General features: G+C 65.7%; 8 protein-coding genes. 2 read left to right on the forward strand and 6 right to left on the reverse strand.

The annotated features are described in order from the left end of the window. Positions 1-81: 81 nt before the first annotated feature. Positions 82-828, forward strand: a complete 747-nt coding sequence (locus QRO91_RS20430; protein ID WP_404830276.1) for a transposase — start codon at positions 82-84, stop codon at positions 826-828. Positions 829-843: 15 nt separating this feature from the next. On the opposite strand, the gene QRO91_RS20435 is transcribed toward QRO91_RS20430, so the two are convergent. The 5 genes from QRO91_RS20435 to QRO91_RS20455 form a co-directional block, all read right to left on the reverse strand. After that, positions 844-2100, reverse strand: a complete 1257-nt coding sequence (locus QRO91_RS20435) for a cysteine desulfurase (RefSeq protein ID WP_100443777.1) — start codon at positions 2098-2100, stop codon at positions 844-846. Then, positions 2097-3359 (reverse strand): Fe-S cluster assembly protein SufD, encoded by a 1263-nt coding sequence (gene sufD / locus QRO91_RS20440; RefSeq protein WP_197620627.1) that lies wholly within the window; start codon positions 3357-3359, stop codon positions 2097-2099. Before sufD ends, QRO91_RS20435 begins: the two co-directional genes overlap by 4 nt. Continuing rightward, a complete protein-coding gene (gene sufC / locus QRO91_RS20445; RefSeq protein WP_049429367.1) occupies positions 3359-4123 on the reverse strand; it encodes a Fe-S cluster assembly ATPase SufC in 765 nt (254 codons plus the stop codon). The genes sufD and sufC overlap by 1 nt, the downstream gene beginning before the upstream one ends. A gap of 64 nt (positions 4124-4187) precedes the next feature. Further along, on the reverse strand, positions 4188-5663 hold the full coding sequence (sufB, locus tag QRO91_RS20450; protein WP_006423171.1) for a Fe-S cluster assembly protein SufB: 1476 nt from the start codon (positions 5661-5663) through the stop codon (positions 4188-4190). 17 nt (positions 5664-5680) lie between these two features. Then, positions 5681-6136 (reverse strand): SUF system Fe-S cluster assembly regulator, encoded by a 456-nt coding sequence (locus QRO91_RS20455; protein ID WP_005408436.1) that lies wholly within the window; start codon positions 6134-6136, stop codon positions 5681-5683. A gap of 208 nt (positions 6137-6344) precedes the next feature. Between QRO91_RS20455 and QRO91_RS20460 the strand changes: the two genes are divergently transcribed. Then, on the forward strand, positions 6345-6812 hold the full coding sequence (locus QRO91_RS20460) for an SET domain-containing protein (protein ID WP_012479369.1): 468 nt from the start codon (positions 6345-6347) through the stop codon (positions 6810-6812). A 259-nt stretch (positions 6813-7071) separates the two neighbouring features. On the opposite strand, the gene smeE is transcribed toward QRO91_RS20460, so the two are convergent. Then, entirely contained in the window at positions 7072-10194 is a 3123-nt protein-coding gene (gene smeE, locus QRO91_RS20465) for a multidrug efflux RND transporter permease subunit SmeE (RefSeq protein ID WP_100443693.1), read from the reverse strand. Between the last annotated feature and the right edge of the window lie 32 nt (positions 10195-10226).

A 10226-nucleotide genomic window follows, 5' to 3' on the forward strand; every position in this document is an offset into this window, starting at 1 on the left:
TGGGGGCGCGGCGTGGGGTCAGATCCCTTTCGCCGGGCGAAAGGGCTCTGACCCCGGCGTCTACCGACCGAGCGGCAGGTCATGGACCGACTGGTACGGGCACGGAATCAGCAGATGCTCGGGGTCAGATCCCTTTGCGCAGCGATGGGTTCTGACCCCTATTCCCAGGAGACACCTATGCCAAGGCCACCACGCATCGATGCGCCCGGTTACCCGCAACATGTCGTTCAACGTGGCAACAATCGCCAGCCCGTGTTCTTCACCGATGGCGACCGCGTGGCCTACCTGCGCCTGCTGTGTCATCACGCAGGCCAGCAGCACTGCCGGGTCCACGCGTATGTGCTGATGGACAATCACGTTCATCTCCTGGCGACGCCTGATGTCTCCGGCGGGCTGTCGCGGATGATGCAGGCCGTAAGCCGGACCTACGTGCGGCGGGTGAATGATCGGCAGGGCCGCACGGGAACCCTGTGGGAGGGGCGTTTCCATTCCACGTTGGTGGATACGGATCGCTATCTGCTGGCTTGCCAGCGCTACATCGAGCTCAACCCTGTCCGTGCGGGGAGGGTGGCGCGTCCAGGGGACTATCGCTGGTCGAGCTATCGGGCGAATGCGCAGGGCAGGCCGAATGCGCTGCTCGAGCCGCATTCGGCATTCGAGCTGATTGCCCTGGATCTGGATGAACGGCGCAGGCGCTATGCGGAGTTCATCGAGGAGGGTATTCCTGCCGCGGATGTGGCGGCGATCCGGCGAGCATTGCAGTCGCAGCGACGACTGGCCGGTTCGCTAGCGGGGTCAGAGCCCTTTCGCGATGCGAAAGGGATCTGACCCCGGTGTGCCGGGTCACCCCAACAGCTTGCGCACCTTGGTCAGTGCGGTCATGAAGCGCTCGATCTCGGCGTGGGTGTTGTAGAACGCCAGCGAGGCGCGGCAGGTGGCTGCGACGCCGAAGTACTGCAGCAGCGGGTGCGCGCAGTGCTGGCCCGAGCGCACGGCCACGCCTTCCAGATCAAGCAGCGTGGCCAGGTCATGGGCATGCGCGCCGTCGATCAGGAACGAGACCACGGCGGCCTTTTCCGGCGCTTCGCCGATGATGCGCAGGCCATCGACGCGGCGCAGCTCTTCGGTGAAGTGCGCCAGCAGTTCGGCTTCGCGCGCTTCCACGTTGTCCTGGCCGAGCTGCTGAAGGTAGTCGGCGGCCACGCCCAGGCCAATGAAGCCGGCGATGTTCGGGGTGCCGGCTTCGAACTTGTGCGGGGCATCGTTGAACACGGTGCCGTCGAAGCTGACTTCCTTGATCATCTCGCCGCCACCGAGGAATGGCGGCATCGCGTCCAGGTGCTCGCGGCGTGCCCACAGCGCACCGGTGCCGGTCGGGCCACACATCTTGTGGCCGGTGATGGCGTAGAAGTCGCAGCCGATCGCGGCGACGTCGACCTTGCGGTGCGGCACCGCCTGCGAGCCGTCGACCACGGTGATGATGCCGCGCTTGCGCGCCTCACGGCAGATCTCGCGTACCGGGTTGACCGTGCCCAGCACGTTGGACACATGGGTGACCGCCAGCAGCTTGACCTCGGGGGTCATCGCCGCACGCAGCGCATCCAGGTCCAGCGCGCCATCGGGGGTGATCTCGGCCACGCGGATGGTGGCGCCGGTACGCTGTGCGACCAGCTGCCATGGCACGATGTTGGCGTGGTGCTCCATGCGCGAGACCAGGATCACGTCGCCGGCCTTCAGCCGCGGCAGCGCCCACGAATACGCCACAAGATTGATGGCGAAGGTGGTGCCGCTGCACAGCACCAGGTCGCTGGCACGCACGTTGAGGAAGCGCGCCAGCTTGTTGCGCGCGCCTTCGTAGGCGTCGGTGGCTTCGCTGCCCAGTGCATGCACCGCGCGGCTGACGTTGGCGTTGTAGCGGCGGTAGAACTCGTCCACCGCGCCGATCACCTGCACCGGCTTCTGGCCGGTGTTGGCATTGTCGAAATAGACCAGCGGCTTGCCGTGCACTTCGCGCATCAGCAGCGGGAAGTCGAGGCGGACGCGGTCCCAGTCGGGCGCGCCGTTGGGGGTTTCGATCGGGCGCGGGGTGGACAGGTTCATGCCACACCCGCCTCGGCCAGGGCCTTGTCCAGGCGGCGTGCCAGCTGTTCGCGCAGGGCTTCCGGCAGGATCTTCAGCGGTTCGTGGCAGAACGCGGCACTGAGCAGTGCCTGCGCCTGTGCCTGCGGCAGGCCGCGCGAGCGCAGGTAGAACAGCGCATTGGCATCGAGCTGGCCGACGGTCGCGCCGTGCGCGGCCTTCACTTCATCGGCGTCGATCACCAGCGTCGGCTGGGTATCGATCTCGGCGTCGGCCGACAGCAGCAGGTTCTTGTTGGACAGGTTCGCGTCGGTACCATCGGCGCCTTCGCGGATCTGGATGCCACCATGGAACACCACGCGGCTGCGGTTGGCGGCGACGCCGCGCCACAGCAGTTCGCAGCTGGTGTCGCGCGCGATGTGATCGATGCCCAGCCGGGTCTCGACGTGGCGGCGGCCATTGCCGAGCAGCACGCCGTTGGCGGTCAGCTGGGCGTTGTCGCCTTCCAGGCGTACGTTCAGTTCGTGGCGGCTGAGTGCGGCGCCCAGTTCCAGGTCGACGCGGTGGTACTGCGCGTCGCGGGCCAGCACCGCGTCGGTACGCAGGAAGCTGGTCTGGCGTGCGCTGCCGGTCTGCACGCGGGCGTGCTTGAGCACGGCATCGCGGGCGACATGGGCGTGCAGCACGGTGTTGTCCAGGTGGGCCGAATCGCCGACGCTGAAGCGGTGCTCGACCACGCCCAGGCTGGCGCCGGCACGCAGTTCGATCAGGTGGCGGTGGTGCCAGGCCAGATCGGTCTCGCCGGCGACGCTGGCGAATACCAGCTGCAGCGGCGCTTCGACCTGCACGCCTTCGTCCACGCGCAGCACCACGCCTTCATCGGCCAGTGCGGCGTTGAGGCGGGCGAAGATCTCCTCGCTGCGCTCGTAACGGCGGCCAAGGAAACGCACGGCGTCTTCGCCGGATGCCAGTGCGGCCGACAGCGGCTGCGCCTGCACGCCGGCCGGCAGGGCCTGCGCATCGCTCAGCGCGGCATCCAGGCGGCCATTGACGAACACCAGGCGCGGTGCCGGGATGTCCTCCAGCAGTGCGGCATCCAGTGCCGGCGGGGCCAGCGGTGCAGCTGCGAACGCACGGCGCTCCAGCTGGCGCAGCGAGGTGTACTTCCAGGCTTCGTTGCGTGCGGCCGGCAGGCCGTCGCGCAGGGCCGCGTCGAGCACTTCGCGGCGCGCATCGCTGCCACAGAAGGCCTGGGCCATGGAGTCGAGCAGGGCGCTCATCAGACCGCCGCCTCGCGCACCACGCGATCCTTCAGGAAATCGTAGCCGTGCGCTTCCAGTTCCAGGGCCAGTTCCGGACCGCCGGTCTTGACGATGCGGCCATCGGCCAGCACGTGCACCACGTCCGGCTTGATGTAGTCGAGCAGGCGCTGGTAGTGGGTGATGACCAGGAACGAACGGTCGGCCGCACGCAGTGCGTTGACGCCGTCGGCCACGCTCTTCAGCGCGTCGATGTCCAGGCCCGAATCGGTTTCGTCGAGGATCGCCAGCTTCGGCTCCAGCACGGCCAGCTGGAAGATCTCGTTGCGCTTCTTCTCGCCACCGGAGAAGCCTTCGTTGACGCCACGGTGCAGCAGTTCGTCCTTCAGGTGCAGCACGGCCAGCTTCTGCCGCACCAGCTTCAGGAACTGCATGGAATCGAGTTCTTCTTCACCACGCGCCTTGCGCTGTGCATTCAGTGCGGCGCGCAGGAAGTAGGTGTTGTTCACGCCCGGGATTTCCACCGGGTACTGGAAGGCCAGGAACAGGCCGGCGGCGGCGCGGGCTTCCGGGTCCTGGTCCAACAGGTCGGCGCCCTCGAACTGGACGCTGCCTTCGGTCACTTCATAGCCGTCACGGCCGGCCAGGACATTGCCTAGGGTGGACTTGCCGGCGCCGTTGGGGCCCATGATGGCGTGCACCTGGCCGGGCTTCACGTCCAGCGACAGGCCCTTGAGGATTTCCTTGTCGCCGATGCGGGCGTGGAGGTTTTCGATCTTCAGCATGGTATGAATCCAGTAGAGCCACGCCACGCGTGGCTGAAATATTCAGACGAAGGTGGTTGGCGTGTTAACCGACCGACCCTTCCAGCGAGACTTCCAGCAGCTTCTTGGCTTCCACCGCGAACTCCATCGGTAGTTCGCGGAACACCTGCTTGCAGAAGCCGTCGACGATCATCGACACCGCGTCTTCCTGGCTGATGCCACGGGCGCGGCAGTAGAACAGCTGGTCGTCGGAAATCTTCGAAGTGGTGGCCTCGTGCTCGACGGTGGCGCCCGGGTTCTTCACCTCGATGTAGGGGAAGGTATGGGCACCGCACTGCTTGCCGATCAGCAGCGAATCGCACTGGGTGTAGTTGCGTGCGCCATCGGCGTTGCGGTCGACCTTCACCAGGCCGCGGTAGGTGTTCTGGCCGCGGCCGGCACTGATGCCCTTGCTGACGATCTTGCTCTTGGTGCGCTTGCCGACGTGGATCATCTTGGTGCCGGTGTCGGCCTGCTGGCGGTGGTGGGTCAGCGCCACGGAATGGAATTCACCGACCGAATCGTCGCCCAGCAGCACGCAGGACGGGTACTTCCAGGTGATCGCCGAACCGGTCTCGACCTGGGTCCAGGTGACCTTGCTGCGCGCGCCACGGCATTCGGCACGCTTGGTGACGAAGTTGTAGATGCCGCCGACGCCGTTCTCGTCGCCCGGGTACCAGTTCTGCACGGTGGAATACTTGATCTCCGCGTCTTCCAGCGCGACCAGCTCGACCACCGCGGCGTGCAGCTGGTTCTCGTCGCGCATCGGCGCGGTGCAGCCTTCCAGATAGGAAACGTAGGCCTTGTCCTCGCACACGATCAGGGTGCGCTCGAACTGGCCGGTGTGGCCGGCGTTGATGCGGAAGTAGGTGCTCAGTTCCATCGGGCAGCGAACGCCCTTGGGGATGAACACGAAGCTGCCATCGGAGAACACCGCCGAGTTCAGCGCGGCGAAGTAGTTGTCGCCCACCGGCACCACGGTGCCCAGGTACTGGCGCACCAGCTCCGGGTGTTCCTTGATGGCCTCGGACATCGAGCAGAAGATGATGCCCTTCTCGGCCAGTTCCTTGCGGAACGTGGTGCCGACGGACACCGAGTCGAACACCGCATCCACCGCCACGCCGGCCAGCTTGGCACGCTCGTGCAGCGGCACGCCCAGCTTGTCGTAGGTGTCGAGCAGTTCCTTGGGCACGTCATCCAGCGAGGCGTACTTCGGGCCCTTCGGCGCGGAGTAGTAGCTCAGCGCCTGCAGGTCGATCGGGGCGATCTCCAGCTTGGCCCAGTCCGGCATCGGCATGGTCAGGAAGTGGCGGTAGGCGTCCAGGCGCCACTGCGTCATCCACTCCGGCTCTTCCTTCTTGGCCGACAGGGCACGGATGGTGTCCTCGTCCAGGCCCGGCGGCAGGGAGTCCGATTCGATCTCGGTGATGAAGCCGGCCGAATACTTGCGGCCGAGCTGCTCGTGGATCTCGCGGTTGGGGGTGTCGTCGTGGGCGACGTTTTCGATGGTTTCGGTGGCCATGGGGGGCTGCCTACGGATCAGGAGACGACGTCGACAGCGATGGTGCGGCGCTGTTCGTCATCGGCAAGGGGGAGAGGGGGCAGGATCTGCGCCAGGGTGACATCGCGCAGGGCCTCGGAGACCACGTCGTTGATCAGCCGCCAGCTGCTGCGCGCGCCGCACTTGGGCGCCATGCCGCACTGGTGGTGGTCGTGGCTGCATTCGGTCAGGGCCAGCGGCCCTTCCATCGCTTCGACCACTTCGAACAGCGAGATCTCGATGGCCGGGCGGGTCAGGCGGTAGCCGCCTCGGACACCGCGCAGGCCTTCGACCAGGCCGGCCTGGGCCAGTGGCTTGAGCACCTTGCTGACGGTGGGCGGCTCCAGGCCGGTGAATTCGGCCAGCTCGGTGGCACTGAGCACCTCGCCCGGACGGGCGGCAAGCACGGTCAGTACCACGGTGGCGTAATCGGTGAGCTTGGTGACACGCAACATGGGAATGCGAGCGGTTCTTAAAGCGGACTGAAATTGTACGCTTTTATTCGCCGGCATCCAACCCGGACATTCAGCCGGCGCTGGGACGGACCGGGACGACACACCGGGGCCATTGCCGGGGCGCCATGCTGCGCCAACGGGGTGATTTTCGCAATCACCCGGAATGGGCGAGAATCAACGTTCCTTTCGCTGCAGACCTCCCTTGCCGATGCCCAAGAAGATCCAAGCCCGCAAGTCCGCCATCCATGGCAACGGCGTGTTCGCCGTGGCCCCGATCAAGCAGGGCGAGCGCGTGATCCAGTACAAGGGCCTGTTGCGCAGCCACGGCGACGTTGATGCCGATGACAGCGGCGACGTCGAAAGTGGCCATACCTTCCTGTTCACCCTCAACGACGACTGGGTGATCGATGCCAACTACAAGGGCAATGACGCGCGCTGGATCAACCACAGCTGCGACCCGAACTGCGAGGCAGTGATCGAGGAAGACGAGGACGGTGACAGCCGAGGTGACAAGGTGTTCATCGAGGCGCTGCGTGACATCAAGGCCGGTGAGGAACTGACCTACAACTACGGCATCACCCTGGCCGAGCGCCACACCGCCAAGCTGAAGAAGATCTGGGAGTGCCGCTGCGGCTCACCCAAGTGCACTGGCACCATGCTGCAGCCCAAGCGCTGACCGGTACCGGGTAGTGGCCGCCGCGGGGCGGGCACACAAAAAACGGGGCCCGTCCGGTAAACCCCTGGGGCGGGCGGGGGGTTTTTTTTTGGGCCCGTGGGTGGAGAACCCGCGCAGCGCAAGGCGGGGGGCCAGTTTAAAATAATGTCAAGTTATTTTCTTGCCTAAGCGTGGGGGCAATGGTTTTTCGCGCGGGCCGTTGCGGGGGGTCTACGGGGTGAGGCATCGGCGGGGCCCGGCCCCCCGCTACCGGATTTCATCACGTCGTGGATTTGCGCTTGAACACGCGCTGCACCACCACGAAGAACAGCGGCACGAAGAACACGCCCAGTACCGTGCCGACGATCATGCCGCCGAGCACGCCGGTGCCGATCGCCTGCTTGGCGCCTGAGCCGGCACCGGTGGAGATCGCCAGCGGTACCACGCCCATGCCGAAGGCCAGCGACGTCATCACGATCGGGCGCAAGCGGTCGCGCACCGCGTGCATGATCGACTCGATCAGGCCTGCGCCCTTCTCCAGGTTCTCCTTGGCGAACTCCACGATCAGGATCGCGTTCTTGCTGGTCAGGCCCACCGTGGTCAGCATCGCCACTTGGAAGTAGATGTCGCGTTCCAGGCCCTTGAAGGTGTTGGCCAGCACCGCGCCGAGAATACCCAGCGGGGCCGCCAGCAGCACCGCCGTCGGCACGCTCCAGCTCTCATACATCGCGGCCAGGCACAGGAACACGATCATCAGCGACAGCGTGTACAGCAGCGGCGTCTGCGAGCCGGCCTGACGCTCCTGGTAGGACATCGCCGTCCACTCGATGCCGAAGCCCGCCGGCAGCTGCTTGGCCAGCTGCTCGATCTCGGCCATGGCATCACCGGAGGCGACACCCGGGGCCGGTTCGCCCTGGATTTCCATCGCCGACACACCGTTGTAGCGCTCCAGGCGCGGCGAACCGTAATCCCAGTGCTTGGTGGCGAACGCACTGAACGGCACCATCTCACCCTTGTCGTTCTTCACGGACCAGAGGTCGAAGTCCTCCGGGACCATGCGGAACGGCTGGTCGGCCTGCACGAACACGCGCTTGACGCGGCCGCGATCGACGAAGTCATCGATGTACGAGCTGCCCCATGCGGCAGCCAGGGTGCCGTTGATCTGGTCGATCGACAGCCCCAGCGAGGTCGCCTTGGCCGCGTCGATGTCGATGCGGAACTGCGGCGTGTCCTCCTGGCCGTTCGGGCGCACGTTGGCCAGCTTCTTGCTGCCCGCAGCGAGGCCCAGCAGCTGGTTGCGTGCGGCCACCAGTGCCTCGTGGCCCTGGCCGCTGTTGTCCTTCAGGAAGAAGGTGTAACCCGAAGCGGTACCCAGTTCCGGAATGGCCGGCGGCGGGAAGGCGAAGATGAAGGCATCCTTGATCTGGCCCAGTGCCGCCATTGCGCGACCGGTGATCGGCATCACGCCATTGTTGGCGTCACGCTCGCTCCAGTCCTTCAGCTTGACGAACGCCATGCCCGCGTTCTGGCCCATGCCGGCGAAGCTGAAGCCCTGCACCGAGAACACCGAGTCCACCGCATCCTTTTCGTTCTGCAGGAAGTGGTTTTCCAGCGCCGCGATCGATTCCAGCGTGCGTTCCTGGGTGGCACCCACCGGCGCCTGCACCAGCGCCATCAGCACGCCCTGGTCTTCGTTGGGCAGGAACGAGCTTGGCAGGCGCACGAACAGCACGCCCATCAGCACGAACAGCGCCGCAACGATGCCCATGAAGCGCCACGGACGATGGATGATGCCGCGCACGCCACGCTGGTAGCTTTCGCTGGTGCGGTCGAAACCGCGGTTGAAGCCGTTGAAGAAACGACCGGCCAGGCCGCGATGGGCAACATGGTGCTCGCCCTTCTTCAGCGGCTTGAGCATGGTCGCGCACAGCGCCGGGGTCAGCACGATCGCGACCAGCACCGACAATGCCATCGCCGAGACGATCGTGGCCGAGAACTGGCGGTAGATCACGCCGGTGGAACCGCTCATGAAGGCCATCGGCACGAACACCGCCGACAGCACCAGGCCGATGCCCACCAGCGCGCCAGTGATCTGGCCCATCGACTTGCGGGTAGCCTCGAGCGGAGACAGCCCTTCCTCGGACATGATGCGTTCGACGTTCTCCACCACCACGATGGCATCGTCCACCAGCAGGCCGATCGCCAGCACCATCGCGAACATGGTCAGCATGTTCACCGAGAAGCCCAGCATCGCCAGCACGCCGAAGGTACCCAGCAGCACCACCGGCACGGCGATGGTCGGGATCAGGGTGGCGCGGAAGTTCTGCAGGAACAGGTACATCACCACGAACACCAGCACGATCGCTTCGATCAGGGTCTGCACCACGCCCTTGATCGACACGCGCACGAACGGGGTGGTGTCGTACGGGATCTCGGCCTTCAGCCCGGCCGGGAAGAAGCCCTTCATGTCTTCCAGCGCCGCATCCACGCCGGCGGCGGTATCCAGCGCGTTGGCGCCGGTGGCCAGGGTGACCGCCAGGCCGCTGGCCGGCTGGCCGTTGTAGCGGGTGACGAAGTCGTAGGACTCGGCACCCAGTTCGACGCGGGCGACATCGCCGAGGCGCAGTTCGGCACCGTCCTGCGCGCCGCGCACGATGATGTTGCGGAACTGCTCCGGGGTCTGCAGGCGCGACTGCGCGTTGATGGTGGCGTTGAGCTGCTGGCCCTTCACCGACGGCGCACCGCCGAGCTGGCCGATGGCCACCTGGGCATTCTGTGCCTTCACCGCCGCGGTCACTTCGGCAACCGACAGGCCGTAGGTGTGCAGCTTGTTCGGGTCCAGCCAGATGCGCATCGCGTACTTGCCGCCGAACACCTGGATGTTGCCCACGCCCGGCACGCGGCTCAGGCGATCAACGACATTCGAACCGACATAGTCGGCGATGTCGTTGGCGTCCATGCTGCCGTTCTCGGACACGAACGCGATGACGTTCAGGAAGCCCGAGCTGGACTTGGCCACGTTGATGCCCTGCCGCTGCACTTCCTGCGGCAGCAGCGGCATGGCCAGCTGCAACTTGTTCTGCACCTGCACCTGGGCGATGTCCGGGTTGGTGCCGCTCTCGAAGGTCAGGGTAATGGTGGCCTGGCCGTTGGACGAGCTGTTGGAGGAGAAGTAGATCAGGCCATCAAGGCCCTTCATGTTCTGCTCGATGATCTGCGTCACCGAGTCCTCGACCACCTTGGCCGATGCACCCGGGTAAGTTGCGCTGATTTCCACCGCCGGCGGCGCGACGTTGGGGTACATCGAGACCGGCAGCTTGAACAGGGCCAGGCCGCCGGCGAGCATGATGATGATGGCGATGACCCATGCAAAGATGGGTCGATCGATGAAAAAGCGTGCCATGGGGTTCTCCGCTTACTTCGCGCCGCCGGCCG

Source organism: Stenotrophomonas maltophilia group sp. Smal32 (genome assembly GCF_030237085.1).
Taxonomy (GTDB): domain Bacteria; phylum Pseudomonadota; class Gammaproteobacteria; order Xanthomonadales; family Xanthomonadaceae; genus Stenotrophomonas; species Stenotrophomonas maltophilia_Q.